Annotated in this window: 25 protein-coding genes; 13 read left to right on the top strand and 12 right to left on the bottom strand. The window is 71.0% G+C overall.

Annotated features, from left to right (window positions below; genetic code table 11):
• The first annotated feature begins 68 nt into the window (after positions 1–68).
• The gene (locus O7610_RS03950; RefSeq protein WP_289212671.1) at positions 69–1,169 is read left to right on the top strand and encodes a hypothetical protein; all 1,101 of its coding nucleotides are present in this window, start codon (positions 69–71) and stop codon (positions 1,167–1,169) included.
• 54 nt (positions 1,170–1,223) lie between these two features.
• Here the strand turns inward: O7610_RS03950 and hrpA are convergent, their stop codons facing one another.
• The 3 genes from hrpA to O7610_RS03965 all read right to left on the bottom strand — a co-directional run bounded on the left by hrpA (position 1,224) and on the right by O7610_RS03965 (position 7,387).
• Positions 1,224–5,198, bottom strand: coding sequence for an ATP-dependent RNA helicase HrpA (gene hrpA, locus O7610_RS03955; RefSeq protein ID WP_289212672.1), 3,975 nt, complete (start codon positions 5,196–5,198; stop codon positions 1,224–1,226).
• A 66-nt stretch (positions 5,199–5,264) separates the two neighbouring features.
• Positions 5,265–6,431 (bottom strand): phosphotransferase, encoded by a 1,167-nt coding sequence (locus tag O7610_RS03960; protein ID WP_281567373.1) that lies wholly within the window; start codon positions 6,429–6,431, stop codon positions 5,265–5,267.
• Between the two features lie 515 nt (positions 6,432–6,946).
• A complete protein-coding gene (locus O7610_RS03965) occupies positions 6,947–7,387 on the bottom strand; it encodes a hypothetical protein (protein WP_281554396.1) in 441 nt (146 codons plus the stop codon).
• Positions 7,388–7,544: 157 nt separating this feature from the next.
• Here O7610_RS03965 and O7610_RS03970 point away from each other — a divergent pair, with 157 nt between their 5' ends.
• From O7610_RS03970 to O7610_RS03980, 3 genes are all read left to right on the top strand, one after another.
• On the top strand, positions 7,545–8,363 hold the full coding sequence (locus O7610_RS03970) for a helix-turn-helix domain-containing protein (RefSeq protein WP_289212673.1): 819 nt from the start codon (positions 7,545–7,547) through the stop codon (positions 8,361–8,363).
• A complete protein-coding gene (locus tag O7610_RS03975; RefSeq protein ID WP_289212674.1) occupies positions 8,323–8,514 on the top strand; it encodes a DUF397 domain-containing protein in 192 nt (63 codons plus the stop codon). The genes O7610_RS03970 and O7610_RS03975 overlap by 41 nt, the downstream gene beginning before the upstream one ends.
• Before the next feature lie 265 nt (positions 8,515–8,779).
• Positions 8,780–9,541, top strand: coding sequence for an SDR family NAD(P)-dependent oxidoreductase (locus O7610_RS03980; RefSeq protein WP_289212675.1), 762 nt, complete (start codon positions 8,780–8,782; stop codon positions 9,539–9,541).
• An 89-nt stretch (positions 9,542–9,630) separates the two neighbouring features.
• Here the strand turns inward: O7610_RS03980 and O7610_RS03985 are convergent, their stop codons facing one another.
• Together O7610_RS03985 and O7610_RS03990 are read right to left on the bottom strand one after the other, a co-directional pair.
• Positions 9,631–10,461 (bottom strand): RluA family pseudouridine synthase, encoded by an 831-nt coding sequence (locus O7610_RS03985; RefSeq protein WP_289212676.1) that lies wholly within the window; start codon positions 10,459–10,461, stop codon positions 9,631–9,633.
• An 82-nt stretch (positions 10,462–10,543) separates the two neighbouring features.
• Positions 10,544–11,224 (bottom strand): hypothetical protein, encoded by a 681-nt coding sequence (locus O7610_RS03990; RefSeq protein WP_502959102.1) that lies wholly within the window; start codon positions 11,222–11,224, stop codon positions 10,544–10,546.
• 182 nt (positions 11,225–11,406) lie between these two features.
• Between O7610_RS03990 and O7610_RS03995 the strand changes: the two genes are divergently transcribed.
• From O7610_RS03995 to O7610_RS04005, 3 genes are all read left to right on the top strand, one after another.
• A complete protein-coding gene (locus O7610_RS03995; RefSeq protein ID WP_289212677.1) occupies positions 11,407–11,772 on the top strand; it encodes a hypothetical protein in 366 nt (121 codons plus the stop codon).
• A 234-nt stretch (positions 11,773–12,006) separates the two neighbouring features.
• Positions 12,007–12,858 carry an alpha/beta fold hydrolase gene (locus O7610_RS04000; protein WP_289212678.1) on the top strand — a complete coding sequence of 284 codons (852 nt, stop codon included), beginning with the start codon at positions 12,007–12,009 and terminating at the stop codon, positions 12,856–12,858.
• Between the two features lie 40 nt (positions 12,859–12,898).
• Positions 12,899–13,417, top strand: a complete 519-nt coding sequence (locus O7610_RS04005; protein ID WP_289212679.1) for a hypothetical protein — start codon at positions 12,899–12,901, stop codon at positions 13,415–13,417.
• Between the two features lie 111 nt (positions 13,418–13,528).
• Here the strand turns inward: O7610_RS04005 and O7610_RS04010 are convergent, their stop codons facing one another.
• Together O7610_RS04010 and O7610_RS04015 are read right to left on the bottom strand one after the other, a co-directional pair.
• Positions 13,529–13,729 (bottom strand): DUF397 domain-containing protein, encoded by a 201-nt coding sequence (locus O7610_RS04010; RefSeq protein ID WP_281554403.1) that lies wholly within the window; start codon positions 13,727–13,729, stop codon positions 13,529–13,531.
• A complete protein-coding gene (locus O7610_RS04015) occupies positions 13,720–14,505 on the bottom strand; it encodes a helix-turn-helix domain-containing protein (RefSeq protein WP_281554404.1) in 786 nt (261 codons plus the stop codon). The genes O7610_RS04010 and O7610_RS04015 overlap by 10 nt, the downstream gene beginning before the upstream one ends.
• A 169-nt stretch (positions 14,506–14,674) precedes the next feature.
• Here O7610_RS04015 and O7610_RS04020 point away from each other — a divergent pair, with 169 nt between their 5' ends.
• Positions 14,675–15,043: a hypothetical protein gene (locus O7610_RS04020; protein ID WP_281554405.1), complete on the top strand. Its 369-nt coding sequence runs from the start codon at positions 14,675–14,677 to the stop codon at positions 15,041–15,043.
• A 14-nt stretch (positions 15,044–15,057) separates the two neighbouring features.
• Here the strand turns inward: O7610_RS04020 and O7610_RS04025 are convergent, their stop codons facing one another.
• Both O7610_RS04025 and trmB read right to left on the bottom strand, forming a co-directional pair.
• Positions 15,058–17,577 carry a DEAD/DEAH box helicase gene (locus O7610_RS04025; RefSeq protein ID WP_281567370.1) on the bottom strand — a complete coding sequence of 840 codons (2,520 nt, stop codon included), beginning with the start codon at positions 17,575–17,577 and terminating at the stop codon, positions 15,058–15,060.
• A gap of 53 nt (positions 17,578–17,630) precedes the next feature.
• On the bottom strand, positions 17,631–18,314 hold the full coding sequence (gene trmB, locus O7610_RS04030) for a tRNA (guanosine(46)-N7)-methyltransferase TrmB (protein ID WP_475054453.1): 684 nt from the start codon (positions 18,312–18,314) through the stop codon (positions 17,631–17,633).
• A 99-nt stretch (positions 18,315–18,413) separates the two neighbouring features.
• Between trmB and O7610_RS04035 the strand changes: the two genes are divergently transcribed.
• The 4 genes from O7610_RS04035 (at position 18,414) to gnd (ending at position 22,185) form a co-directional block, all read left to right on the top strand.
• A complete protein-coding gene (locus O7610_RS04035) occupies positions 18,414–18,911 on the top strand; it encodes a hypothetical protein (RefSeq protein WP_281554408.1) in 498 nt (165 codons plus the stop codon).
• Positions 18,912–18,939: 28 nt separating this feature from the next.
• On the top strand, positions 18,940–19,557 hold the full coding sequence (locus O7610_RS04040; RefSeq protein WP_281567368.1) for a class F sortase: 618 nt from the start codon (positions 18,940–18,942) through the stop codon (positions 19,555–19,557).
• Positions 19,558–19,697: 140 nt separating this feature from the next.
• The gene (locus tag O7610_RS04045; RefSeq protein WP_281554410.1) at positions 19,698–20,624 is read left to right on the top strand and encodes a pectate lyase family protein; all 927 of its coding nucleotides are present in this window, start codon (positions 19,698–19,700) and stop codon (positions 20,622–20,624) included.
• A 127-nt stretch (positions 20,625–20,751) separates the two neighbouring features.
• A complete protein-coding gene (gene gnd, locus O7610_RS04050) occupies positions 20,752–22,185 on the top strand; it encodes an NADP-dependent phosphogluconate dehydrogenase (RefSeq protein WP_281554411.1) in 1,434 nt (477 codons plus the stop codon).
• Between the two features lie 110 nt (positions 22,186–22,295).
• On the opposite strand, the gene O7610_RS04055 is transcribed toward gnd, so the two are convergent.
• On the bottom strand, positions 22,296–23,063 hold the full coding sequence (locus O7610_RS04055) for an exodeoxyribonuclease III (RefSeq protein WP_289212680.1): 768 nt from the start codon (positions 23,061–23,063) through the stop codon (positions 22,296–22,298).
• Positions 23,064–23,122: 59 nt separating this feature from the next.
• On the bottom strand, positions 23,123–24,040 hold the full coding sequence (locus O7610_RS04060; protein ID WP_281554413.1) for a proteasome assembly chaperone family protein: 918 nt from the start codon (positions 24,038–24,040) through the stop codon (positions 23,123–23,125).
• Between the two features lie 436 nt (positions 24,041–24,476).
• On the opposite strand from O7610_RS04060, the gene O7610_RS04065 reads away from it, so the two are divergent.
• Complete coding sequence (locus O7610_RS04065; RefSeq protein WP_289212681.1) at positions 24,477–25,439, top strand: hypothetical protein; 963 nt, start codon at positions 24,477–24,479, stop codon at positions 25,437–25,439.
• Between the two features lie 88 nt (positions 25,440–25,527).
• On the opposite strand, the gene O7610_RS04070 is transcribed toward O7610_RS04065, so the two are convergent.
• Positions 25,528–26,385 carry a GDSL-type esterase/lipase family protein gene (locus tag O7610_RS04070; protein ID WP_289212682.1) on the bottom strand — a complete coding sequence of 286 codons (858 nt, stop codon included), beginning with the start codon at positions 26,383–26,385 and terminating at the stop codon, positions 25,528–25,530.
• Positions 26,386–26,402: the final 17 nt, after the last annotated feature.

Below are 26,402 nucleotides of genomic sequence, written 5' to 3' on the forward strand. Positions count from 1 at the left end.
GTCCGGCTGCGTACTGCTGTACGGGCACAACGGTGCGCCGTGCCCGCGAACGCCGAGGAGGGGCAGCCATGCAGCGACCGGCACAGGGGGGCGAACCAGCCGCGATCGAACTCGGCGAGGTGCAGGCTCCGGCACCTGCGCGGGAAACCAGTCCGGTGCGGCGATCCGGTCCTGCCTGGCATGGTCCCACGGCCGGGTATCCACCTGAACCGGCTCACCACCCGCAGCGCCTCGACGACGAGCCGGTGACCGTGTCGCCACGTCTGTTGCCGCCGCCGCCGTGGCTGGCCCGGGAACTGGACCGACCGGAACCGGTCACCCCGGCGGTGCCGTTCTTCGACCCGGAACCCGACATGACCGGGCCGGCCGACGGCCGACCACGCCGACTCGCGATGGTCGTCACCGGGCTGGTGGCGCTGTTCCTGGTCGCCGCGCTGGTCGGGGCCGGCGTCGTCGACGCGCTGCGGACCACATCGGACACCACGGTCGCCGACTCCCCGCCGCCGGCCGACGGTCCCGGTGTGGTCGACCCGGCCGCCGTCGATTCGGAACCCGCCACCGAACGCCTGGTGACCGGCCCGCTCGGCGAACTACAGCAGGCTGAATTCGACCTGGTCAGTGGTACCACGACGGTCAACATCGTCGCCGCCGATCTCGGCGGCGACCTGTACCGGGTCCGGACCCCGATCGACGCCGACGTGCAACCACGGGTGATCGCCGACGGCAACCGGATCAAGCTGCACCTGGTGCCCAACGACCAGTCCGGACCCGGTGTCGTCGACATCGAGCTGCACTCGTCGGTGCGCTGGCAGTTGCGGCTCACCGGCGGCGTCGCGGAACACTCGATCGACCTGACCGGTGCCGAGCTGAGCGGAGTGGACATCGTCGGCGGGGCGGCCCGCATCGAGCTGTCCCTGCCCGCGCCGGACGGCACCCTGCCGGTGCGGATGACCGGCGGCGCCAACCAGTTCCTGATCAACGCCCCGGATGGGCCCCCGGCCCAGGTCCGGTTCGGGTCCGGGGCGGCCAGTGCCACCATCGACACCCGCAGCCACGACGGCATCGCCCCCGGTGCGGTCTTCACCGGCCAGGGCTGGGCGGGCGCGACCGACCGGTACGACATCGACGCCGTCGCCGGACTGTCCGTGCTCACCCTGCAACGGAACTGACCGGCACCGCTCAGACCGACCGGACCGACCCGGTCGGCGGCGGGACCGACCGGCTCACTCGGCCTGCTCGGCCTCGTCCATCGCCCGGTAGATCCGCTGCTCCGACACCGGGTACGGGGTACCCAGCGCCTGGGCGAACACGTTCACCCGCAGCTCCTCGATCATCCAGCGGATCCGCCGGGCGGCTTCGGTGTTGTGCCGGGCCGGCGGCAACCCGTCGAGCATCTGCTGGTACTCCCGGCGTACCGTGTCGATCCTGGCCTGTTGGTCGCGGTCCCGGCGCGGATTCTGCGGCAGCTTCTCCAACCGGCGTTCGATCGCGGTCAGATAGCGCGGCAGGTCCGCCAGCCGGGCGTACCCGGTGGCGGTCACGAACCCCGGGTAGACCAGGGCGGCGAGCTGCTCGCGGACGTCGCTGAGCGCCGCCACCAGCGCGAGATCGGTGGTACGGCCGAGCCGCTGCTGCACCGCGTACGCCGCCGCCAGCACCTGGCGTACCCGGGAAACGATCTCGACCGTGACGTCGACCAGCCCGGCGCGGACCTGCTCGCGCAGCGCGGTGAAGCCGTCGGCGTCCCAGGCCGGACCGCCCGCCTGCGTCATCAGCAGGTCCACCGCCGCCCCGGCGCAGTCGTCCAGCAGCTCGACGACGTTGCGGTACGGGTTGCGGCTCAACGCCAGCTTGTCCTGGTTGGACAACCGGCCGGAGACGAACTTCGCCGGGGACGGCAGGGTGAGCAGCAGCAGCCGCCGGGTGCCGGCCCACATCGACCGGTCCCGCACGGCAGCGCTGTCGAACACCCGGACCGCGACGCTCGCCCCCTCGTCGACCAGACCCGGGTACGCGGTGACCCGGTATCCGACCCGGTCCTGCTCGACGCTGCGCGGCAGCGCGCCGATGCTCCAGTCGCGCAACCCGCGGCGTTCCACGTCCGGCGCGGCGGCCGCCACCACCTTGCGTACCTCAGTGGTCAGCTCGCGGCGCAGCGCGGCCAGGTCCTTCCCCTCGGCCAGCGGCTTGTCGTTCTCGTCGACCACCCGGAAGGTGACCCGTAGATGCTGGGGCACCTTGGTCAGGTCCCAGGCGTCGTGCGGCACCATCACCCCGGTCAGCCGACGCAGCTCCCGACCCAGCGCGTCCAGCAGCGGTTCGGAGCCGGGGGTGATCGCGGCCAGCACCGCGCGGGCGAAGTCCGGCACCGGCACGAAGTTGCGGCGCAGTTGCTTCGGTAGCGACCGGATCAGGGCCACGACCAGCTCCTCGCGCAGCCCGGGCACGTGCCAGCCGAAGCTGTCGTCGGACACCTGGTTGAGCATCGCCAACGGCACGTCGACGGTCACCCCGTCGGTTCCGGTGCCGGGCTCGAACCGGTACGTCAGCGGCAGGGCTATCCCGTCGGAGTGCCACTCGTCGGGGAAGTCCGCCGGGTCGATGCGGCCCTTGCCCTGGTTGACCAGCATGTCCCGGTCGAAGGTGAGCAGGTCGGGCCGGTCCCGGCGGGTCTTCTTCCACCAGGAGTCGAAGTGCCGGCCGGAGACCACCTCGGCGGGCAGCCGCTGGTCGTAGAACTCGAACAGGGTCTCGTCGTCGACCACGATGTCCCGGCGGCGGACCCGTTCCTCCAGCTCGCCGACCTCGTCGAGCAGCGCCCGGTTGTCGTGGAAGAACCGGTGCGGGGTGTGCCAGTCGCCCTCGACGAGGGCGTGCCGGATGAACAGCTCCCGGCTCAGCACCGGATCGACCCGACCGAAGGTGACCTTGCGTCCGGCGATCAGCGGTACGCCGTACAGGGTGACCTTCTCGTAGGCCATCACCGCCGCCTGCTTCTTCTCCCAGTGCGGTTCGCTGTACGAGCGTTTCACCAGGTGGCCGGCGAGCGCCTCGACCCACTCGGGTTCGATCCTGGCGACCGTACGCGCCCACAGCCGGGACGTCTCGACCAGTTCGGCGGCCATCACCCAGCGGGGCGGCTTGCGGGCCAGCGCCGAGCCAGGGAAGACCGCGAACTTGGCTCCCCGGGCGCCCAGGTACTCCGGCTTGGCCGGATCCTTCACCCCGACGTGCGACAGCAGACCGGCCAGCAGCGACTGGTGTACGGCGGTCGGCGCGGCCGGCTCACCGCCCCGGTCGACCGGTACGTTCATCGACCGCAGCACCTGCCGGATCTGGCTGTTGATGTCCTGCCACTCGCGGACCCGCAGATAGTTGAGGAACTCGGCGCGGCACATCCGCCGGAACGCGCTGCCGGAGCGTTCCCGCTGCTGCTCCCGCAGGTAGCGCCACAGGTTCAGCAGCGCGACGAAGTCGGACTCCGGGTCGGCGAACCGGGCGTGCGCCTGGTCGGCCTGGGGTTTGTGCTCCGCCGGCCGCTCCCTGGGGTCCTGGATGGACAGCGCGGCGGCGATCACCGCGACCTCGTCGACGCAGCCGTTACTCTCGGCCGCGAGCACCATCCGGCCCAGCCGGGGATCCACCGGCAGCTGCGCCAGCCGCCGACCTACCTGGGTCAGCCGGGGCGGCAGGCCCGGCGACGGCGGCTCGATCGCGCCCAGCTCGTGCAGCAGGGCGACGCCGTCGGTGATCTGCCGGCGGTCCGGCGGCTCGACGAACGGGAACGCGGCGATGTCGCCCAGCCCGATCGACGTCATCTGCAGGATCACCGAGGCCAGGTTGGTCCGCAGGATCTCCGGATCGGTGAACTCCGGTCTCGACTCGAAGTCGGCCTCGTCGTACAGCCGGATGCAGATGCCGTCCGAGGTACGCCCGCAGCGGCCCTTACGCTGGTTGGCCGACGCCTGCGACACCGGCTCGATCGGCAGCCGCTGCACCTTGAGCCGGTTGCTGTAGCGGGAGATCCGTGCCGTACCCGGGTCGATGACGTACTTGATGCCCGGCACGGTCAGCGACGTCTCGGCGACGTTCGTGGCCAGCACCACCCGCCGGCCCGGATGCGACTGGAAGATCCGGTGCTGCTCGGCGGCGGACAACCGGGCGTACAGCGGCAGGATCTCGGTGTCGCGCAGCCGGGGCCGGTTGGCGACCAGCTTGCCCAGCGCGTCGGCGGCGTCGCGGATCTCCCGTTCGCCGCTGAGGAAGACCAGGATGTCGCCGGGACCTTCGCCGGCCAGTTCCTCGACCGCCGCGCCGATCCCGTCGACCTGGTCGAGGGTGATGGTGCCCGGCGTCGCGTCGGGGTCGTCCGGGTCGACGGTCTCCCGCAGCAGCGGCCGGTAGCGCACCTCCACCGGATAGGTACGCCCGGAAACCTCGACCACCGGCGCCGGTGGCCGGCCCGGCTCGCTGAAATGGTCGGCGAAGCGCTGCGGGTCGATCGTCGCCGACGTGATGACCACTTTCAGGTCGGGGCGGCGGGGCAGCAGCTGTTTGAGGTAGCCGAGGATGAAGTCGATATTGAGACTGCGTTCGTGCGCCTCGTCGATGATCAACGTGTCGTACTGGCGCAGCATCTTGTCGTGCTGCAACTCGGCCAGCAGGATCCCGTCGGTCATCAGCTTCACCAGGGTCTGGCCGCCGACCTGATCGGTGAATCGGACCTTGTAGCCGACCACGTCGCCCAGGGTGGTGCCGAGCTCGTCGGCGATCCGGTCGGCGACGGTACGGGCGGCCAGCCGACGCGGCTGAGTGTGCCCGATCAGCCCGCGTACGCCACGACCCAGCTCCAGGCAGATCTTCGGGATCTGGGTGGTCTTACCCGAGCCGGTCTCGCCGGCCACGATCACCACCTGGTGGTCGCGGATCGCCGCCGCGATGTCGCCGGCGCGTTCGCTGACCGGCAGCCCGTCCGGGTAGCGGATCTGCGGCACCGCGTCCCGCCGCCGCTGCACCGCCTGCTGCGCCGACGCGACCGCGGTGGCGATCTCGTCGAGCGCCGCCTGCCGGGCCTGCGGATCCCGGACCTTGCGTACCCCGTCGAGGCGTCGGTGCAGCCGCCGTTCGTCACGAAGAGTCAGCTCGGGGAGGAGTTTCAGCAGTTCAGAGGCGGAGCGCGCGGCAGAGGGCGGGTTCATGGCGCTGACCACGATACCCGCCGCCCCTCGCCCGGTCGCCCGGGTTTCCGGCCACCTGTCCCTGGTTCAGGCCACCGCGTTCAGCAGCCTCTCCAACGTCGTACGCGTCGGAAGCCGGGACAGCACGTGTCGCACACTGCGCTCGGCGTACCGCCGATCCTCGGTCGTCCGCGCAGCCAACGCTGCCTCGACCTGCTCGGACACGTAGTTGACCAGACCGGTCGCCGCGCCCCGGAAATCGGCCAGGCACCGTGTCGGCACGCCACCGGCCCGCCGACGGTAGCCGTCGACCAGCGCCCGCGCACCGACGGCGTCGACCCGACCGTGCGGTGCGACTGCCCAGTCCAGCAGGGCGTTCGCCAACTCCCAGGCCGGCGGCTGTCCACCGGCGTGCTCCCAGCCGACGACGACGAGGCGACCGTCGGGAGCGAGCCGGGTCTGCGCCGGCCCGAGCGTGTTGTGGGTCAGCACCGGATCCGGCACCGGCACGTCGCGGCCGACCGCCGCCAGGTCCTCCAGGGCCGGCACCGCCGCCGCCAGTTGCCCGGCCCAGGGCGCCTGCCGAGCGGTTGCGGTGGCCGCCAGCCCGGCCCAACTGGCCGGACCGATCCGTCTGGCGTGCCACGGGCTGACCCGACCGACCGGCAACGCCAGGCCGTGCAGCGTGGCGAGCACGTCGCCGACCGCACCGGCGACCGCCGCGCTCACCGGGGCCGCGAGCGGCGGTCCGGCCGGCAGATGCTGGTACGCCCGCCACCGGTGCCCACCGACGGACTCGACGACCTCGCTGTCGCGGCTGCGTACCGGGGTCGGCAGCAGCACACCGGCCGCTGCGGCGGCCAGCTGCAGGGCGACGTCAGTGTCGGCGTCGACGGTCGGCAGCCAGGTGTCCACCGTACGGACGGTGAAACGCCCTCGGTCGGTGTCGATCGACCAGCGGCGGCCGATGTCGTCCGGGCGGGCCAGTGAACGCATCGGGCCGGCGACGCTGCCCAGGTCGAAGCGGTCCGCGATCGCCTGGGCAAGCGACGGGTCGGCGGTGTCGGCCCGCCCGTGCATCCGGTCGACCTCGGCCTTGAGCTCCGGCCAGGTGCGGAAGCCGTACTGACCGGCCAGCGCCGCCTGCGCGTCGGCCAGGGTCGTGGTCGGAACGACGTCACGCAGCCCGGCCAGCAGCTCCTTGGCCTGTTGCCGCAGGTGGTCCAGGTGCGGATTGTCGGGGAGCGTCTTCACGGGAAACCTCGCTCTGCGCCCGGACTCGCACGGGCGGATTCAGAGCTCCGGCGTCCGTCGCTCGAACCTCGGACCTGGGGTGGCTTCGAGCCTTCCGGCGAGTCTCGGCGCGATCCCCGACGCGCTGCCGGTGAGCTTAACCGGCCACGGCGCTGCCGTCGACTGCCCCGCGCGCTGTCCGTCGCTTTCTGCCCGCCGCTCCCCGCTTCCCGCCCCCCGCCGCTTCCCCGCCCGGCCGCTCCGCGATGTGAGGCTGAGATACGTTATCTGGCGCGGAATAGGTATCTCAGCCTCACATCGATGCGTCAGGACCCGTGTGGACGTCGGGAATGGCCCGGAGTGCTCCGTCGCCCGCCCATTCGGTGGTGCCTCCCGGGCAGGGAATGCGGCCGGTCGGCCGCGCTGGACCGGCCGTCGTGGCGGACCCTCCCGGACGGGGGCTGGGGAGAGGACCGCCATGGGACCGGTCGCGGCGAGCGGGGGAGCGGAGCACCCCGGGTGTCTACGGGGGCTGGTCACTCGTCGTTGACGTCGTCACCCTGGTCGTTGCCTGCGTTGTCGTGCGGATAGCCGGCCGGCATCAGACCGGACAGTTGCAACACCGCTCGGACCCGTCGCGCCGAGCTCGGGTCCCACCGGTCCAGGATGGCGAGGGCGCGCAGCGACGGCCGGCACGGCGCGACCACCCCGCCGCACCGGTGGCACTCGCCGGTGGTCCGATTCGGAATATGCGTACGAGCCGTCTCGTTCGCCTGCCGGATCGCCGCCTCCAGCGCGGCGGAGCGTGGCTGAGCGCCCTTGAGCTGGAATGGCCAGTCGCGGTCCGGGTCGACCTGCCCAGGGGTTCGCTTCGGCAGCGGAGGCCGGTTCGGTGTCAAGTCGACATCGCGTGGCGTACTGATCGAGGTGTACCGGGCGAGCCGGGGCGTCCCGCCGATTCCGTCGTTCCTGGGCACTGTTCCCCCTACGTGGAGAGTGCGATTCGGGTGCCCCGGAGGGAACGCTTGCCGGTCATTCCCTCCGGGTCTGACTTCCACCCTGGACTATCCGTCGCCCGGCCGGGAAGATGTGTGGCGGTAATAGGATCACTACTTCATCAGCGTGGGGGAACAGATGGCGAACGCGAATGAGTTTCGGCATATCCTGCGGTTGCGGCGGACCGAGAAAGGACTGTCGCAGGACGCGCTCGGCTCACAGGTGCACGTGACCGGATCGCAGATCGGCCACTACGAGACGGGGCGCTCACTGCCGCCCGACGACCTGGCGGTCAGCCTGGACCGGGTGCTCGGCACCGGCGACGAGCTGCGCCGGTTGGCCGAGCAGGCGCGCGGCGAGGCGGTCGCCCCATGGATGCGCCCGTGGAAGCTGAACGAGTCCCGGGCGGTGCAGCTGCGCTGGTTCGAGCACTCGCTCATCCCGGGGCTGCTGCAGACCGAGGCGTACGCCCGGGAGGTCATCTCCGCCGGCACGCACACCGAGGTGCAGATCGAGGAGATGACCCGGGAGCGCATGGAGCGGCAGACGGCGGCGCTGGAGCGGGTGAATCCGTACCCGGTGCCGTTGACCGCCATCATCGGCGAGGCCGCGCTGCGGGTCGGGCCGTCGGCGCTGATGAAGGACCAGCTGGAGCATCTGGTCGACATCGGCCACCGGCAGACCGTGCACGTGCGCGTCCTGCCGTTCTCCGCCGGGCTGCACCCGGGGCTGGCCGGTGCGTTCGCGTTGGCGACCCTGCCGGACGGCGGAACGGCGGCGTACATTGACGACCAGATGGCAGGGCGGGTCTGCGAGACCGCCGACAAGCTCCGCCACCTGGTGCTCGCGTGGGAGATGGTCTGCGCGCGGGCACTGCCCTGTGACCAGTCCCGTGATCTGATCCTGAGAGTGATCGATGAGCATGAGCGAGCCGGTGTGGCGCACGTCCACCCGTAGCAGCAGCAACGGCGGCGCCTGTGTCGAGGTCGCCGACAACCTTCCCGGCCGGGTCCTGGTCCGGGACAGCAAGGACCGTGCCGGCGGGACGTTGACCTTCGCCCCGTCGGCCTGGTCCCGCTTCGTCACCTCGGCCAAGCATGCCATGTAACTGATCTTGGCGGTGGTCGTGGCAGCGCGAGCCTGCGTCGAGTGGCCACGGTCGAGGGCACCCACATGGTTGTCTCAGGGCCGGTTTGACGACAATGACGGTTCCCTCGACTTCGTGGATCAACGTTCCGAAGGTCGGGGCTGATCCGGTCGGCCCGAAAGGTCGTGACCTTGGGCCTGGTTGCCCGGGATCCCACCGGGAAAGGGTGGACGTGGGCGGGTCCGGGCGACCGGTCCGGGCCGCGCCGCCACAGGAGGTGGAACCCATGTCCGAGCAGCGGTACACGGGCAAGGTCGCGCTGGTCACCGGCGCCGGATCCGGCATCGGCCGGGCCGTGGCGCTGCGGCTGGCCGCAGAGGGAGCGACGGTGGTCGGCTGCGACGTCGACACCGACGGGCTGGACGGCACCGGCAAGCTGCTTGCCGCCGCCGGACACGCCGCTGACCTGGTCACCGCCGATGTGACCGTGCAGGCCGACATCGACGAACTGGTCACCCGGCTGCCCGGCGACCGGATCGACCTGCTGGCCAACGTCGCCGGCGTGATGGACTTCTTCCTGCCGGTGACCGAGCTCGACGACGCCACCTGGGACCGGGTGCTCGCGGTCAACCTGACCGGCCCGATGCGGCTGACCCGGGCCGTGCTTCCGCTGATGAAGGTGGCCGGCAAGGGAGCGATCGTCAACATCGCCTCGATCGGTGGGCTGACCGGTTCGGTCGCCGGGTCCGCGTACGTGGCGTCGAAGCACGGCCTGATCGGCCTGACCCGTTCGACGGCGTTCCTGTACGGCGCGGACGGCATCCGGACCAACGCTGTCTGCCCCGGCGGGGTGGAGACGAACATCGGCCGCAGCGCCCAACCGAAGGTCGAATGGGCGTACGAGCGACTGTCGAAGTCCTTCGCCGGTCACGTGACCCGGACCGCCGCACCGGACGAGATCGCGACCCTGGTCGCCTGGCTCGGCAGCGACGAGGCGGTCAACGTCAACGGCGCCGTCATCACCTCGGACGGCGGTTGGACCAGCTGACCCGCCACCGGAGGCAGCGCCCTACCGGACGGTTTCGCCGCAGCCGCCGGACGCGCTGCCGGGCCAGGGGGGCGCGGATGTCTGCCAGGTCAGCCGGACCCGCGCAACCGCTGGTACGCCCGGTCCAGCTCGGTCCGGGCGGGTGCGCCGCCGGACACCGGCTGCCAGAAGTCGGGGTCCGGCGGCGCTGTCACGTCGGCCCGCTTGCCGGCCGCGGTGTCGAAGCCGAGTCGCCAGGCGTGCAGATACGTGCGTACCCCGTTGGCGGCGGCTGCCCGGTCGAACAGCGGGTCACCGACGATCGGGTGGCCGATCCAGGCCAGGTGCACCCGGATCTGATGCCGGCGGCCGGTCAGCGGCGCGACGGCGAGCAGCCGGTGCGTGGCGTCGGCTGCCGCCGTACCGGATCCGGTGGTGCCCCCGTCGGACCCGGCGGTGACGGCGGTGATCCGGCTCTGTGACGGATAGCTCTTGACGTGGTCGAACTCGGCCCCGGCGGCGAGTGACCAGCGCGCGGTGGCGGCGTCGAAGCCGATGTCGGCTCGGTTGCCGGCGACCCGTACCCGGTTCTTGCGGCCGACACTCAGCGGCAGGTCGACGACGCCGACGTCGGGCAGCGGCGTGGTGCCGGCGGCGGCCGACACCACGGCCAGATAGACCTTCTCGACGGTACGGCGGTTGAACTGCCGGGTCAGGTCGCCGTGGTGGCGTAGCTCTTTGGCGAACAGGATCGCCCCGGAGGTGTTCTTGTCGATGCGGTGCACCGGGAAGACCGGCTCACCGGCCTCTTCGGCGAGGCGGGCCAGGTCGGTGCCGTGCCGTTCGCCCATCACCGACACACCGGGAGGCTTGTTCAGCACCAGGGCGGTGTCGTCCTCGAACAGGACGGCACCGGCGCGAAGTTCGGTCCACAGGTTCACCGGTGGCCGAGGATACGCCGCACGTGGCGGCGTACCCCCGGCGCACCCTGTGCTCGCATCAAGAGGCGATGCGCCGGACGGCTCAGCCGGCGGTGGACCAGATGGCGGTGAACGCGGCGGCCTCACCGGCCAGCCAGCGCTCCACCTGGTCGGGGCGGGAGGTGACGTCCGGGCGGCGGAAGGTGGTGCCGCGCCGCAGGTCGACCAGGACCGGCTCGGCGTGCGGCAGCACCTGGTCCATGTGCCGGGCCATCAGGTGCAGGGTCGCGGTGTACGCGTCGGGGCTGGGTGGCTGGTCGTCGAAGTGGATCCGGACCGCTTCGGCGTGCCCGTCGGCGTACCGCAGGCCGAAGTGTGGGTTGATCTTGACGGGGAGGTTGCCGACCATGCCGAGCGCGTCGTGGGTCTGCGCCAGCTCCACCTGGGTCAGATCCCCCAGCGACTCCAGGTAGCGCTGCGCGCCTGGGGTGAGGGTCGCGTACAGCGGCTGCCAGCGCTGGGCGACCTGCCCGACCACGGCCGCCAGGTGGCTGCCGCCGGTGCGGAACCGGATGTCGGCCTTGAGCGCCTTGACCAGCTGCCCGTGCGGGTTGAACCCGGAGCGGCTGACCCGCTGCCGGCGCAGCCCGCCGACGAAGGTTGCCTTCGCCGGCCCGGACTGCCCGACATAGCGGGTGAAACCGAGCAGAGTCGCGTACGGGACCGGGGCGGGGTTGGTCGGTGCTGCGGTGGGGGTCGAAGCGGTGGCAGGAGGGGGTGCGATCACGGCGTTCCTTCCCAGGTCAGGAGCCGGATTAGTACACCCATTCTAATCGAGATGTGACGCTGCGCCCAGTGTTTGATCACGCTGCGCCGACTGTCCTGCCCGCGCGAACTTTGTCGGCGTCCACGTTTGGTTGGCGTGTCGGCCGTGTCGATGGAGTGGTCGCGTCCAGGATGCTGGGCGTGTCGATGCTGCCGGCGGCGCTGGCCCTTCGGAGGGATCACGACGGTCTTATGACAGACGAACGCCACCACGTAGTCGCCCGACTCTGGGAAGAGCACCTGCAGGCCCCATTTCCGGCCCGGCTCAGGCGTGCCGAGGTTGCTGGTGCGGAGATGATCATGCTTGACGCTGACACTGCCGGATGCGTCAAGTCGTGGCTCGACAATCACGGGCGACTCGACGGCAGGCGGCGCGAGGTGATCGCATCCTGCCTGGACGAGCTCAACCGCGTCGTGCCGATCCTGGCCGACCAGGACGAAGTTGCCTACTGCGAACGGCTCCGTGAGCTCGCCGCGCTGATCTGTGGCCGGCCCGCGACGAAGTGAAGTAACGCACGCACCCAAGACCGCCGAGTCTGCCAACTTGGCCCGGACGTGCGGCGGCGGAGCTGTCGATGTCAACTGGTGAAGCCTGGTTCGGTGACTACCGCTCCGCCACGTGAATCCGGGCAAAACGGCGACGACTGGCGGTTGATGACGCCGACGCGGCCTGGTTGACGAGGTGGGCTAATGGTGTTAGCCTATTGGCTATCTAACTTAGCTGTCAGCCTGGAGGTTGCGATGACCGCGTACCTGTCCCTCGACGGCGGGCGCATCGCCTACGAGGTCACCGGGACCGGCGACGGCCCGCTCGTGGTCCTCGCGCCCGGCATGGGCGAGAGCCGTGCGGCGTACCGTTTCGTCGCCCCGCAGCTGGTCGCGGCCGGCTACCGGGTCGCCGCCACCGACCTGCGGGGCACCGGCGAGTCCAGCATCGGCTGGCCGGCGTACTCCCGTACCGACATCGCCGGTGACCTGGTCGCGCTGATTCGGCACCTGGGCGGTCCGGCCGTGCTGGTCGGGCACTCGATCTCCGGCGGGGCAGCCACCATCGCCGCTGCCACCGCCGCCGAGCTGGTCACCGCCGTGGTCGAGCTCGCGCCGTTCACCCGTAGACAGTCGATCAGCCTCGGTGACCTGCGGGTCAAGCGGTACCGGCAGGGCATGAGCCGGCTGATGGGCGCCGGCATGTTCGGCAGCGTCAAACAGTGGCTCGGCTACCTCGACGTCGCCTTCCCTGGGCAGCGGCCCGCCGACTGGTCCGAGCAGCTGGCCCGGACCGAGGCCCGCCTGCGCGAGCCCGGCCGGATGAAGGTGCTGCAGAAGATGGGCCAGTCCAGCCCGGCCGATGCCGGTGCGCAGCTCGGCAACGTCCGCTGCCGGGTACTGATCATCGAAGGGACGCTCGACCCGGACTGGGCCGACCCGCGTGCCGAGGGCGAGGCGATCGTCGCGGCGCTGCCCGCCGGCCTGGGTACGGTGGCGATGATCGACGGAGCCGGGCACTACCCGCACACCCAGTTCCCCGACCAGGTGGTCGCGCTCATGCTCCCGTTCCTGGCCGAGACGGCCGGTGCCGAGGGCCGGTCCTGACGAGTCTTCACCAGACAGTGCCGGATGACAGTATCGACAGATGGACAGCTCGGCGACCCGGGGCAACATCCGTACCGTCGCCGGTCTCGCCGGTGCCGCGCTGGCACTGGCTGTGGTCGTCAGCCTGGTGCCGCGCGACGAGCCGGGGCCGGCTGAGTCGTGGCGGCCACCCGCCGGTCACGTCGTCGTGGACACCGTCGACCTCGGTGACGACCGCGCGTTGCGGCTCTGGGTGAAACCGGGCAGCTGGTACGTGGAGAGCCTGATCGACGGCGAGCACGAGGCATTCATCGGCGCCGGGGGCGGGGGTGATCAGTTCACCGTCGCCGAGGTGTTCGAGGCGTACGTGGGGACGGTTCCCCTGCCGGACGCGCATGCGGTCCTGGTGCGGTCGTGGGGAGGCGTGGCCGTCCGCGTCGGGGTCCACAACGGGGTGTTCATCGTCGCGGATTCAGTGGCAGCGCCGGACGATCGGGAGTTGCTGGTGACCTCACTGGGCCCGGCCGACGTCATCCTTGCCGCCGAGGTGTACGTCCCGATCGCCGGGCGTGCCCAGTGAGGTCACCGTCATGATCACTTGACGTGCTGCAGGTCAGCTACCGGCGTGTCGGCCGGATTCTGCGCAAGTGATCACTCAGCTCTGGTCGCGGCGCGGCGCGGCACGCCACGGCTAACGTGCGTCCGACCGGTCGGCCGTCGCCAGGTCGAGGAAGGCCGACCAGGCGGCCGGCGCGAAGGTCAGGGTGCCGCCGTCGCGGTCCTTGGTGTCCCGGACCAGCACCCGCCCAGGCAGGTTCTCGGCGACCTCCACGCAGCTTGTGCTGTCGCTGTGCGTGCTCTTGTGCCACCGGGGCGCGGTGCTTACATCCATCTCTCAGCCGTCCTCATGATCAGTTCTAGGCTCTGCGGGCCAGATAGAGCGTAGTCGCGGATGCTCTCCCAGGTACGTTCAAGGCTGGACGCGTCGTCCGGATTTTCCACCACTCGCCCCTGCAGGTACCCCTCCAGGTAGCCGACGGATCTGCCGTCGACGGTGGCGATGACGAACGGTCCGTCCAGCCCGGGGTACGCCCCGGCGTCGGCCGGCACCACCTGGACCCGGATGTTCGGCTGCTCGCAGGCGGCCACCACCGCTGTCAACTGTTCGTGCATCACGCACGGGTCGCCGACCCGCCGGTGCAGGACGCTCTCGTCGATGACCGCGACGAGCTGGCAGGAGTCGGGCTGCCGGTAGAGGATCTCCTTACGGCCGAGCCGGGTGGCCAACGCGACGTCCATCGCCTCGCCGCGCTCGCCGTATGCGAGCAGCACCGCACGGGCGTACGCCTCGGTCTGCAGCAGTCCGGGCAGCGCGAGGGGTTGGAAGACCCGGATGAGCGTTGCCTTGCCCTCCTGCTCGATGAACGGCCGGTACCAGACCGGGGCGCGTTCACCGACGACGAATTCGCGATAGAACTTCACGAACGCGGTGCCGAATGCCCGGTCCACCGCGCCCAGATAGTCGGGCAGTGCGGGCCGTTCGCCGCGTTCTATCGAGCCGACGTGTGACGTCGAAAAGTGGATGCGCTCGCCCCACGCTTCCTGGGTGAGGCCGAGCATTTCGCGGACGCGCCGCAGCTCACCTACCAGATACTCGCTCCCGCTCACAATACCTTCACATCCCTCAATTTGCCGCGACTGACCCATCTGATCTTGTGTCAGTCATCGAATAGCTACGCTCGGTCGCCGATCATCTTCCGCTCGTCGGTCCAAACAGTCCAGGGTGGAAGCAGATCAGGTCCGATCAGGGCGACAATTCCACCCAGGAGGAACGGAAATGCGAAACGACGGCATCGGCGGAACGCCGCGCCTGGCCCGGTACACCTCGATCGGTACGCCGCCGCGCGGCCGACTGACCGGGCCGAACCCGAACCGCTCGCCGTCGGTGCGCCGCAGCACGACCGAGTCGGTCGTGCTCCGGGCCCGCGACATCGTCACCACCCACCTGCCGAGCCGCGTCGGCGAGTGCCGGGTGTGCGGCGGCGTCGCGATGTGCGAACCGTTCGCCAAGGCGATCGCGGTCCTGGACCGTTGGGATCCGGTTCGGGCCCGGCGGGTCAGGTCGGTGCTGGAGTACGCGGGACTGTGGCCGGACAGCCACCTGCCGGAGGCGGCGCGGGATAGCGACGCCGACCGTCAGAGCTGACCGACGGCGGACGGTCAGAGCTGACCGACGGCGGTGACGTGCAGCACCGCGCTGCCCGCCTCGTCCGAGGCGGCGAGGTCCACCTCGGCGCTGATCCCCCAGTCGTGGTCCTCGGCCGGGTCGGCGAAGATCTGCCGGACCAGCCACCGCTCCCGCTCCTGCGTGATCAGCAGCAGCGCCGGTCCACGGGCGTCCGGTCCGGTGCCGATCTCGTCGTACTCGTCGAAGTACGGCTCCAGCGCGTCGGCCCAGGCGTCGGCGTCCCAGCCGGAGTCGGCGTCCAGCTCGCCGAGCTCGTCGTAGCGGCGCAACGCGGCCAGCTCCACCCGGCGGAACAGCGCGTTGCGGACCAGCACCCGGAACGCCCGCGGGTTGCCGGTGACCGCCGGTGGCCGGTCGTCGGCAACCACGGCGGCCTCGGGGTCATCGGTCGGATTGCGCAACCGCTCCCACTCGTCGATCAGGCTGGAGTCGACCTGGCGGACCAGCTCACCCAGCCACTCGATGAGGTCGATCAGCTCCTCGGTCTTGGCGTCGTCGGGCACCGTCTGGCGCAGCGCCCGGTACGCGTCGGCCAGGTACCGCAGCACCAGACCCTCCGACCGGGACAGCCCGTAGAAGTTGACGTACTCGACGAAGGTCATCGCCCGCTCGTACAGGTCGCGGACCACCGACTTGGGCGCCAGCTCGTAGTCGGCCACCCACGGATGCCCCTGCCGGTACGTCTCGTACGCCATCTCCAGCAGCTCGGCCAGCGGCTTCGGGTGGGTGACCTCGTCGAGCAGTTCCAGGCGGGCCTCGTACTCGATGCCGTCGGCCTTCATCTGCGCGACCGCCTCGCCGCGGGCCTTGTGCTGCTGCGCGGAAAGGATCTGCCGGGGGTCGTCCAACGTCGCCTCGATGATCGACAGCACGTCGAGCGGGTACGTCGGCGACTCCACGTCGAGCAGTTCGATCGCGGCCAGCGCGAACGGCGACAGCGGCTGGTTGAGCGCGAAGTCGAGTTGCAGGTCCACGGTGAGTCGGACCCGGCGGCCCTCGGCGTCCGGCCCGGGTAGCTGCTCGACCACCCCGCCGGCGCGCAGCGCCCGGTAGATGGCGATCGCCCGGCGGATGTGCCGGCGCTGCGCCGCCCGGTCCTCGTGGTTGTCGGTCAGCAGGTGGCGCATCGCGGTGAACGCGTCGCCGGGCCGGCTGATCACGTTGAGCAGCATCGCGTGGCTGACCCGGAAGCTGGAGGTCAACGGCTCCGGCTCGGCCTCGACCAGCCGTTCGAAGGTCGGCTTGCCCCAGCCGATCGACCCCTCCGGCGGCTTCTTGCGGACCACCTTGCGCCGTTTCTTCGGGTCGTCACCGGCCTTGGCGAGGGCCTTCTCGTTCTCGATGACGTGCTCCGGGGCCTGCACGACGACGGTGCCCAGGGTGTCGAATCCGGCCCGGCCGGCCCGCCCGGCGATCTGGTGGAACTCGCGGGCCTTGAGCAGCCTGGTGCGTACCCCGTCGTACTTGGACAGGCCGGTGAACAGCACCGTGCGGATCGGCACGTTGATCCCGACGCCGAGGGTGTCGGTGCCGCAGATGACCTTGAGCAGCCCGGCCTGGGCGAGGGTCTCCACCAGCCGGCGGTACTTGGGCAGCATGCCGGCGTGATGCACCCCGATGCCGTGGCGGACCAGCCGGGACAGGGTGCGTCCGAAGCCGGAGGAGAACCGGAAGTTGCCGATCGCCGCAGCGATCGCGTCCTTCTCCGCCCGGGTGCACACGTTGATGCTCATCAGCGCCTGGGCCCGTTCCAGTGCCGCCGCCTGGGTGAAGTGGACCACGTACACCGGGGCCTGGTGGGTGCTGAGCAGCTCTTCCAGGGTCTCGTGCAGCGGTGTCGTCGCGTAGGTGAACATCAGCGGCACCGGCCGCTGCGCCGAGGAGACCACGGCGGTGGCCCGCCCGGTCCGCCGGCTCAGGTCGTCGACGAACCGGGTCACGTCGCCGAGCGTCGCCGACATCAGCACGAACTGGGCCTGCGGCAGCTCGATCAGCGGCACCTGCCACGCCCAGCCCCGGTCCGGCTCGGCGTAGAAGTGGAACTCGTCCATCACCACCTGGCCGACGTCGGCCGCGGACCCGTCGCGCAACGCCAGGTTGGCCAGGATCTCGGCGGTACAGCAGATGATCGGCGCGTCGGCGTTGACGCTGGCGTCGCCGGTGAGCATCCCCACCTCGGACGCGCCGAAGATCTCGCAGAGCGCGAAGAACTTCTCCGACACCAGCGCCTTGATCGGCGCGGTGTAGAAGGTGACCCGGTCATCGGCCAGGGCCGCGAAGTGCGCGCCGGTGGCGACCAGGCTCTTGCCGGAGCCGGTCGGGGTGTTCAGGATGACGTTCGCCCCGGAGACGATCTCGATGAGCGCCTCGTCCTGGTGCGGGTACAGCTCCAGGCCACGGCCGGCCGCCCAGCCGGCGAACGCCTCGTAGACGGCGTCCGGGTCCGCGCCGCGCGGCAGCAGGTCGGTCAGGGTCGGGGCGGTCTGTGTCATGTCTGTCCATCCTGCCTGTCGCCGCCGCCGGCCGCCAACGTGGGTGACCGTCGTCAGCCGTCGGGCGTACCCCCGACGCGTTCGAAGACCAGGTCCAGCGCCGGTCGGCCGGCGCGGACCCCGCGCCGTTCGAACTTCGTCTCCGGCCGGTACGCCGGCCGGGGCGCATACCCGTCGTGCAGGTTGCGCAGCTGCGGGTCGGCGGTCAGGGTGGCCAGCATCGCCTGGGCGTACGGCGCCCAGTCGGTGGCGCAGTGCAGCCGCCCGCCGGGCCGCAGCCGGGAGCGCAGCAGCGCCACGTGCTCGGGTCGGACCAGTCGCCGCTTGTGGTGGCGCGCCTTCGGCCACGGGTCGGGGAAGAACGCGTACACCGCGTCCAGGCTGCGTTCGGGCAGGCAGCGGCGGGCCAGGTCGAGGGCGTCGCCGGTGGCGACCCGGACGTTGGTCAGCGCGTGCTGTTCGATCAGCGCCAGCAGGTTCGCGATGCCCGGGGTGTGCACCTCGACGGCCAGGTAGTCGCGGTCGCGGTCGGCCGCCGCCATCGTCGCGGTGGCGTCGCCCATGCCGAAGCCGATGTCGAGCACCACCGGTGCCGTCCGGCCGAACAACGCCGCCGGGTCCAGCGGCGCCGGCAGGTCGTCAACGACGGTCCGGTATGCGGCGGACAGCCGGTCGAGCGCGTCGTGGTGTCGGCCGCTGAGCCGTCCCCGGCGCGGGTGGTAGGTGCGGATGCTCACGTGGCGACAGCCTATATCCGACACCGAGCGTGTCCGGGGTGTCATCCAGGGCTGCGTGGTGAGAGGATCCCGGCAGCGTCGCGGAGAGGATGGTGACCGATGCCCGTACGCCGTTCACTGGCCACCGCAGGGCTCGGCGTGACCCTCGCGGTCGTCGCCGGGCTGCTCGGCGCGGCCCCGGCCCGGGCCGCCGACGTGTTCGTCGATCTCAATCCGAGCACGGTGGAGTCCGGTTACCTGGTGGGCATCCGGGCCAGTTGTACCGACAACACCGCGCCGGCCACCGTCGAGTCCGACGCGTTCGGCACGGTCGAGGTGCGGCCGCAGTTCGAGGAGCTCACCGCGGCGGTGACCGTGCCGGCCGAGACGGAGGCGGGCAGCTACCGGGTGCGGTTGACCTGCCCGGACGACCGGTCGGCAGCCACCACGCTGTACGTGCTGGACCCGACCCGGCCCAGTCGTGGCCCGGCCACCGGCTTCGGTGGCACGGCCGGTGACGACGGTGCCGGCGGCCTGCTGACCGGGGTCGGCGTGATCGCTCTGGCCGCCGGTGCGGTGCTCGGCGTACTGACCCTGCGTCGGCGCCGGTCGGCCTGACCAGGCGCGGCAGGGGAGGGGACGGGCCGTGGCGAAGGGCGGTGGCCGGGGCTGGACCGGGCCGGCTGCGATCGTGCTGGTGCTGGTCGGGCTCTTCGCGATCGGGTCCGGCGGCGACGGCGACTGGCGGGACATCCTGGCCGGTGGCAACAATCCGCCGCCCCGGGAGTTCCCGGTGCTGGAGCCGAGCCGGCCGATCCGGATCGCCGTCCCGTCGCTCGACATCCGCGCCCCGGTGCACTCGGTCGGGCTCGCCGACGACGGGTCGATCGCCGTACCGGCGCTGCACCGGCACAACCAGGCCGGCTGGTACGACGGGGGACCGACGCCCGGTCAGTTCGGGCCGGCGATCATCGTCGGGCATGCCGACACCCGGGACGGGCCGTCGGTCTTCCATGATCTGGCCGACATCGAGCCGGGGGCGACCGTCGAAGTGACCCGGCGGGACCGGGTGGTGGCCGTCTTCGAGGTCAACTCGGTCGAGCACTTCGGCAAGGACGAGTTGCCGGTCGAGCAGGTGTACGGCGACTACGCCCGACCCGGCCTACGGATGATCACCTGCGGTGGCGAGTGGCTGGGCGACGGCATCGGGTACGCGGACAACATCGTGGTGTCCGCCTCTCTGGTGTCGACGAGGAAGGCCTGAGGTGCCACTACGAACAGTGATGAACTGAGCGGTGGTCGGGGTACGTGTTCGCAGACATGACCTCAACAGCCAAGCCCAGACCGTCCCGAGTCGCTCGTAAACCCGTCCTGGTCGCTGGCGCTGCCGCTACCGCTGGGATCATGCTGGCGGTGACCGCAATGGCCGGAGCGGAAACGACGTCACCGGCAGCCGGTGAACCGGCTAGCACTTTCGCGGCCGAGCTCGTCGGATGGGCGACACAGAACGGTGGTACCACCGGTGGCGCCGGCGGCGAGACCGTTCAGGTGGACAGCGTGGCGGCGTTCACCGAGGCGGTGACCGACGGGCAGGCACGGGTGGTTGAGGTGACTGGAGCGCTCGCGCTGCCCGACATGACGCCCGTGGGGTCGAACAAGACGATAGTGGGGGTCGGCGGCGATGCGACCATCACCGGCGGCGGCCTTACCCTGAGTGAGTCGACCAACGTCATCATTCAGAATCTGACCTTCGACGACTGGAACGACGACGCGATCAACATAGAGGACGAGTCGACCAATGTCTGGGTCGATCACAACAGCTTCGGTGTCGGCTTCGACGGCGCGGTCGACATCAAGCGCGGCTCGGACTTCATCACGGTGTCCTGGAACCGCGTGACCGGCCACAACAAGGTGATGCTGCTGGGCCACTCGGACAACAACGGCGCGCAGGACATCGGCAAACTGCGGGTGACGTACCACCACAATTTTTTCGAGGGCACTGTGCAGCGCAACCCTCGTGTGCGATTCGGCAATCCGGTACACGTGTTCAACAACCTCTACCAGGACGTGTCCGGCTACGGCGTGGCGTCCACCGAGGACGCGGGGGTGCTGGTCGAAGGCAACGTGTTCGTCGGCGTCGACGACCCGTTCCACCTGGCCGAGGCAGCATCCGGCCCCGGCACCTTGATCGCCCGGGACAACCTGCTACTCGATTCGGGCACCGGAGAGGCCGGTGGCGACGTCGCTGACATCCCGTACGCGTACCAGCTTGATCCAGCCTCGGAGATCGAGGCGCTGGTGACCGCCGGGGCGGGAGCTGGCCGGCTGTAGGCCGCCCCGGCCGACCTCCGGGGCGGCCGGTGGAGCGTGCCCCCGTCGCCACCGGCTGCCCCGGAGTGTCCCGCCATCCGGAAGGCGGAAAGATGGTCAGCACACCCAGCAGCACCGAGGAGGATTCATGAGCCAGACGGCGCAGATCGGGGTCACCGGTCTGGGGGTGATGGGCCGTAACCTGGCCCGCAACCTCGCGCGGCACGGCCATGTGGTGGCGGTCCACAACCGGTCGGCCGGCCGGACCAAGGAGATGATGGCCGAGTTCGGCCACGAGGGCACCTTCCTGCCGGCGGAGAGCCCGGCCGAGTTCGTCGCCTCGTTGGAACGCCCCCGCCGCGTGGTGATCATGGTCAACGCGGGTGCCGCCACCGACGCGGTGATCAACGAGTTCGCGCCCCTGCTGGAGCCGGACGACATGATCATCGACGGCGGCAACGCCCACTTTCTGGACACCCGTCGGCGGGAGGCGGAGCTGCGCGAGCGCGGGCTGCACTTCGTCGGCACCGGCGTCTCCGGCGGCGAGGAGGGCGCCCTGCACGGGCCGAGCATCATGCCCGGTGGTTCGGCCGAGTCGTACGCCGCGCTCGGCCCGCTGCTGGAGGACATCTCGGCCAAGGTCGACGGTACGCCGTGCTGCGTGCGGATCGGCCCGGACGGTGCCGGCCACTTCGTCAAGATGGTCCACAACGGCATCGAGTACGCCGACATGCAGCTGATCGGTGAGGCGTACGACCTGCTGCGCCGCGCCGGCGGGCTCACCCCGGCGCAGATCGCCGACGTGTTCCGCAGCTGGAACTCCGGTCGGCTCTCCTCGTACCTGATCGAGATCACCGCCGAGGTGCTCGGCCACACCGACGCCGTCACCGGCAAGCCGTTCGTCGACGTCGTGCTCGACCAGGCCGGCCAAAAGGGCACCGGCCGGTGGACCGTGCAGGGCGCCCTCGACCTCGGGGTGCCGGTGAGCGGCATCTCCGAGGCGGTCTTCGCCCGGTCGCTGTCCGGCCACGCCGACATCCGGGCCGCCGCCGCCGACCTGCCGGGCCCGGTGGAGAGCTGGGCCGGGTCGGCCGACGAGCTGATCGCCGATGTCGAGCAGGCGCTGTACGCGTCGAAGATCGTCGCGTACGCGCAGGGTTTCCACCAGATCCAGGCCGGCAGCGCCGAGTACGACTGGGACATCGACCTTGGCGCGGTGGCCCGGATCTGGCGCGGCGGCTGCATCATCCGGGCCGCGTTCCTGGACAAGATCCGGGCGGCCTACGACGCGGCGCCGCAGCTGCCGACGCTGCTGACCGACGGGTACTTCGCCGAGGCCCTAACCGGTGCCCAGCTGGGCTGGCGTCGGGTGGTTGCCACGGCGGCGCAGGTCGGGGTGCCGGCTCCCGGGTTCGCCTCCGCGTTGGCCTACTACGACGGGCTGCGCGCGCCCCGGTTGCCGGCCGCCCTGATCCAGGGGCAGCGGGACTTCTTCGGCGCGCACACCTATCGCCGGGTCGACGCCGAGGGCAGCTTCCACGTGCTGTGGGCCGACGACCGCAGCCAGGTCGAATCCCGCTGATCCGACCCGGCCGTCCGGTTCGCCGTGGCGGGCGTGCCCCGTCAGCCACGGCGACCGGCACCGGCGGCCGGTGTCAGCGACCCCGGTGTCAGTGCCCCGGCACCGCGGGCTCAGTCCAGGTCGACGACGACCGGGGCATGGTCGGACGGGGTCGGGCCCTTGCGGGCGTCGCGGTCCACGTAGGCCGCCCGGACCCGTCGGTTGACGGTGCCGCTGGCGTAGACCAGGTCGATCCGCATGCCCATGTTCTTCGGGAACATCCCGGCCCGGTAGTCCCAGTAGGTGTACGGGTGCGGGCCCTTCATCGGCTGCGGCACCACGTCGACCAGGCCGAGGGCGAGCAGGTCGGCCAGCGCGGCCCGTTCGGCCGGGGTGACGTGGGTGGAGCCGGCGAAGACCGTCGGGTCCCATACGTCGGCGTCGGTGGGCGCGACGTTGAAGTCGCCGCAGATCAGCAGATCGGTGGCGGCCTCTGCGGCGAGCGCGCGGCGCAGCCCGGCCAGCCAGTCCAGCTTGTAGGTGTAGTGCGCCGAGTCGGGGCTGCGCCCGTTCGGCACGTACACCGACCAGACCCGGACCCCGGCGCAGGTCGCCGCGACGGATCTGGCCTCCGGCAGCGGGAAGCCGGGCTCGGCGTCGAACCCGGTCCGGACGTCGTCGAGCCCGACCCGGGACAGCACCGCGACGCCGTTCCAGCGTCCGTCGCCGTGCGCTGCCACCGCGTAGCCGAGGTCACCGACCTCGGCGGTCGGGAACGCGGCCGCCGCGCACTTGGTCTCCTGCAGACACACCACGTCCGGGGTGGTGTCGGCCAGCCAGCTGAGCAGCCGGTTCAGCCGGGCCTTGACCGAGTTGACGTTCCAGGTGGCGATCCGCACCCGGCCAGCGTGCCACAGTACCGGCCGGGTGACCCGGGGGAGGGCCGCCCCCGGGCCGGTCAGCCGGGCAGGTCCCCGGGCCGGGTCTGCTCGGCGAGGAAGCGCTCCAGCTCCGCGCCGAGCTCGTCGGCGGTCGGCAGCGGCCCGCTGGACTCGGCGAGCAGGTTGGTGCCGGACCGACCCCGGGTGAAGCTGTCGTACTGCTCCTCCAGCGCACTGACCAGGGATCCGGCCTCTTCGGTCTGGGCGACCTGCCGGTCGATGTCCTCCCGGACCGCCTCGGCAGCGCTGTGCAGCTGCTCGGTGGGCAGCAGCAGACCCGTGGTCCGCGAGACGGAGTTGAGCAGTAGCTCGGCGGCGGCCGGATACTCGGCCTGGGCCACGTAGTGCGGGACGTGCACGGCGAAGCCCACCGCGTCGTGGCCCTGCTGACCGAGGCGGTACTCCAGCAGGTGCCCAGCGCTGCCTGGCACCTGGACCCGCTGCAGCCAGGGTTCGTAGCCGCTGATCAGCTCGCGACGGCTGGCGTGCGCGGTGACCCCGGTCGGCCGGGTGTGCGGCACCGCCATCGGGATGGCGTTCAGCCCGATCGTGGTGCCGACGTTGAACTGGCGGTGCACCGCGATCGCCGCAGCGGTGAACCGTTCCCACTGCAGGTCAGGCTCGGGGCCACCGAGCAGCAGGAACGGCGTGCCGGCGTCGTCACGCATCAGGTGGACTTCGAGCCGGGGCTCCTCGTAGTGCTCCCAGTGGTCCTCGACGAAGAGCATCACCGGCCGGCGGGACCGGTAGTCGAGCAGCTGGTCGATGTCGAAGGTGGCCACGACCTCGTGCTCGAGGGAGGCGAGCAGGTGTTCACGGGCGAGTCGGGTCGCGTTGCCGGCGTCGACGAAACCCGTCATCGCCTGGATCAGCACCGGCTGACCGAGCTCGGGCACCTCGTCGACGACGTCGTAGAGCTCGTGTGGGTCGAGCACCGGGCGCAACCTCCTCAGAACGGTACGGCGGGTACGGCATCTCCAATTGCGGCAACGCTAGTCCCATGCCGGCGCATTCCGGTTTCCGGGCGTCGATCCGACGCGGCGGACTACTCACGGTCCGGTAGCGGACACGACAAGTCGGCAGTCGCTGGTCGGCTCCTGCCTGTCCGGGGGATGCCGCATTCGGCGGGACGGGTGATGCCCGCCGGTCGGACGGGGGAGTGGCGGGGTGGTGGCGGGAGGTGGTCAGTTAACAGGTGATAAAGGCTGTAGTAAACAATGATGGGCGAAATATCGTTTACTGGCGGTTTGCCGTGATCGACGTGTCATGCCGATGTCGCTGAGGGATCGCCCGATTACCTGGTGAAGAATTGTGGTGTCCATCACAAAATCACCCTGGGTGATCGAGCTGCGGTCTGCCTAGCCTCGTCGAATGCCTGATGACGACACCACAAGGAGCGAGGACACCACCCTGAGTCGCGATGACCGTTCGGCTGATGTCCCCTCGGACACCACGCCGACCGGCGCGGCCCGGGCCGTCGCCCGGTGGGAGCGCCTTCGCAACCGGCTGCCCGCCCTGTCATACCCACACTCCGCCCGACCAACCCTCCCATCGCTCGGAGCTACCCTGCGTCACCGCGCCAATGCCCGGACGGCGCTGGCCGCCGCCGTCGTCTGCGCCCTCGGCGTAGTCGCGGCGGTCGAGTCGACCGCCGATTCGCCGGCGGCGACCGGGCCGGCTCCGGCCGCTGCCGAGGCCGACCTGCAGCGCCGGGCCGACGCGGCCGACGCCGCGTCCCGGGCCCAGCGCCCCGAGCCCGGCGAAGGGGAACCGGCGGCCGCCGCCGCAGCCCAGGCCGCTGAGACCACCGAAGCACCGGCCGACCCGGACGTCGCCGCTGCGGAGCCCACCGAGACCGCCGAGCCCGCCCCGGAACCGACCTCGACCACCGTCGCCCCGGTCGCCGGGCTGTCCCAGGTGCAGATGGACAATGCCACGGCCATCGTCGACGCCGGCCTGGCGTTGCAACTGCCGCGCCGGGCCATGGTGATCGCGGTGGCCACCGCGATGCAGGAGTCGACCCTGCTCAACCGGGCCAGCGAGGTGCTGCCGGAGTCCAAGAACTACCCGCACCAGGGCACCGGCTGGGACCACGACTCGGTCGGACTGTTCCAGCAGCGCACCAGCACTGGCTGGGGGGCGGTGGCAGACCTGATGAACCCGACCTACTCGGCGACCCAGTTCTATCTGGCCCTGCAGCGGGTGGCCGGTTGGGAACAGCTGCCGTTGACCGTCGCCGCCCAGGCGGTGCAGGTCTCGGCGTACCCGGGGCACTACGCCCAGCACGAGGCCGCTGCCGACGCCGTGGTCACCGCGGTGCTCGCGGCCCGCTGAGTACCGCCTGTCCCGTTCCGCCCGTCCCACGGACCGACCGGAACACCGGTCACGCCCTTCGGCGGCGTACGCCGCCAGCGGCCCTTGGTCACCCGGCCAGGCCGCTGGCGGCGTACGCCACTTCGGCCAGCAGGTTCTGTCCGTCGGTGTCGGGGTGGAAGTAGTCCAGCCGGTTCAGCTGGTCCACGGTGAACCGGGTGTCGTGCACCGCTCCGTCGTCGAACCGGCACCGGTCGCCGTACGCCCGGCAGACCCCGGCCAGCTCCCGGTTGTACGCCGCGACCCGGTCGCGTACCGCCGCCCGGCGCTGTGTCGCGGCCTCGTCAGTCGCTGTCGCGTTGGCCAGCAGCGACGGACATACGCCACGGTCCCAGGCCCGCACCACCCGCTCCTCCCCGTGCCCGATCTCCCACAGCCGGTACAGGTCGGGGATGCTCAACAACAGGACCTCCGCCTGCGGCACACCATCGCCCAGCACCCGCAGGGCCCGGTCGACGTCGTCACGGAACGCCGCGACCGGGGTCATGTCCTGCGGCGTCGCCCGGCAGGCGTCGTTCGCGCCGATCAGCACCGTCACGTACTGGGCCGAGACGTCCACCGCCGACGCGGCCTGGTCGGCCAGTGCCGCGGCCCGCGCCCCTGGCACCGAGAAATCGTGCTCCTGCCCGTTCATCGCTGGATTGACCTCGGCGATCCGCTGGTAGAGACTCTCCACCCGAAAACCGTCGCCAGTGGACCACGAATTGCGCCGGCAACTGGTCAGCACGACGCAGGAGCCGTACCCGGCGGTGATCGAGTCGCCGAGCGCCGCCATCGACGACGGTAGGTCGGTGCCCGGCGGTGGCGGCGATGTCGGGTCCGGCCCGCCGCCGTCCTCGCCGGCTTCGCAGGCCAGCGCCACGAGGGCGCAGACGGCGGCGGCGCCGGCCACCCAACGTCGGTGCATCCGGACCTCCAACGAGA

Source organism: Solwaraspora sp. WMMA2065 (genome assembly GCF_030345075.1).
Classification (GTDB): Bacteria; Actinomycetota; Actinomycetes; order Mycobacteriales; family Micromonosporaceae; genus Micromonospora_E.

Coding starts and splice junctions, on each gene's coding strand:
- O7610_RS03950 (WP_289212671.1), top strand. CDS start 69: ATGCAGCGACCGGCACAGGGGGGCGAACCAGCCGCGATCGAACTCGGC.
- hrpA (WP_289212672.1), bottom strand. CDS start 5,198: ATGAACCCGCCCTCTGCCGCGCGCTCCGCCTCTGAACTGCTGAAACTC.
- O7610_RS03970 (WP_289212673.1), top strand. CDS start 7,545: ATGGCGAACGCGAATGAGTTTCGGCATATCCTGCGGTTGCGGCGGACC.
- O7610_RS03975 (WP_289212674.1), top strand. CDS start 8,323: ATGAGCATGAGCGAGCCGGTGTGGCGCACGTCCACCCGTAGCAGCAGC.
- O7610_RS03980 (WP_289212675.1), top strand. CDS start 8,780: ATGTCCGAGCAGCGGTACACGGGCAAGGTCGCGCTGGTCACCGGCGCC.
- O7610_RS04000 (WP_289212678.1), top strand. CDS start 12,007: ATGACCGCGTACCTGTCCCTCGACGGCGGGCGCATCGCCTACGAGGTC.
- O7610_RS04005 (WP_289212679.1), top strand. CDS start 12,899: ATGGACAGCTCGGCGACCCGGGGCAACATCCGTACCGTCGCCGGTCTC.
- O7610_RS04010 (WP_281554403.1), bottom strand. CDS start 13,729: ATGGATGTAAGCACCGCGCCCCGGTGGCACAAGAGCACGCACAGCGAC.
- O7610_RS04020 (WP_281554405.1), top strand. CDS start 14,675: ATGCGAAACGACGGCATCGGCGGAACGCCGCGCCTGGCCCGGTACACC.
- O7610_RS04025 (WP_281567370.1), bottom strand. CDS start 17,577: ATGACACAGACCGCCCCGACCCTGACCGACCTGCTGCCGCGCGGCGCG.
- O7610_RS04035 (WP_281554408.1), top strand. CDS start 18,414: ATGCCCGTACGCCGTTCACTGGCCACCGCAGGGCTCGGCGTGACCCTC.
- O7610_RS04045 (WP_281554410.1), top strand. CDS start 19,698: ATGCTGGCGGTGACCGCAATGGCCGGAGCGGAAACGACGTCACCGGCA.
- gnd (WP_281554411.1), top strand. CDS start 20,752: ATGAGCCAGACGGCGCAGATCGGGGTCACCGGTCTGGGGGTGATGGGC.
- O7610_RS04065 (WP_289212681.1), top strand. CDS start 24,477: ATGCCTGATGACGACACCACAAGGAGCGAGGACACCACCCTGAGTCGC.
- O7610_RS04070 (WP_289212682.1), bottom strand. CDS start 26,385: ATGCACCGACGTTGGGTGGCCGGCGCCGCCGCCGTCTGCGCCCTCGTG.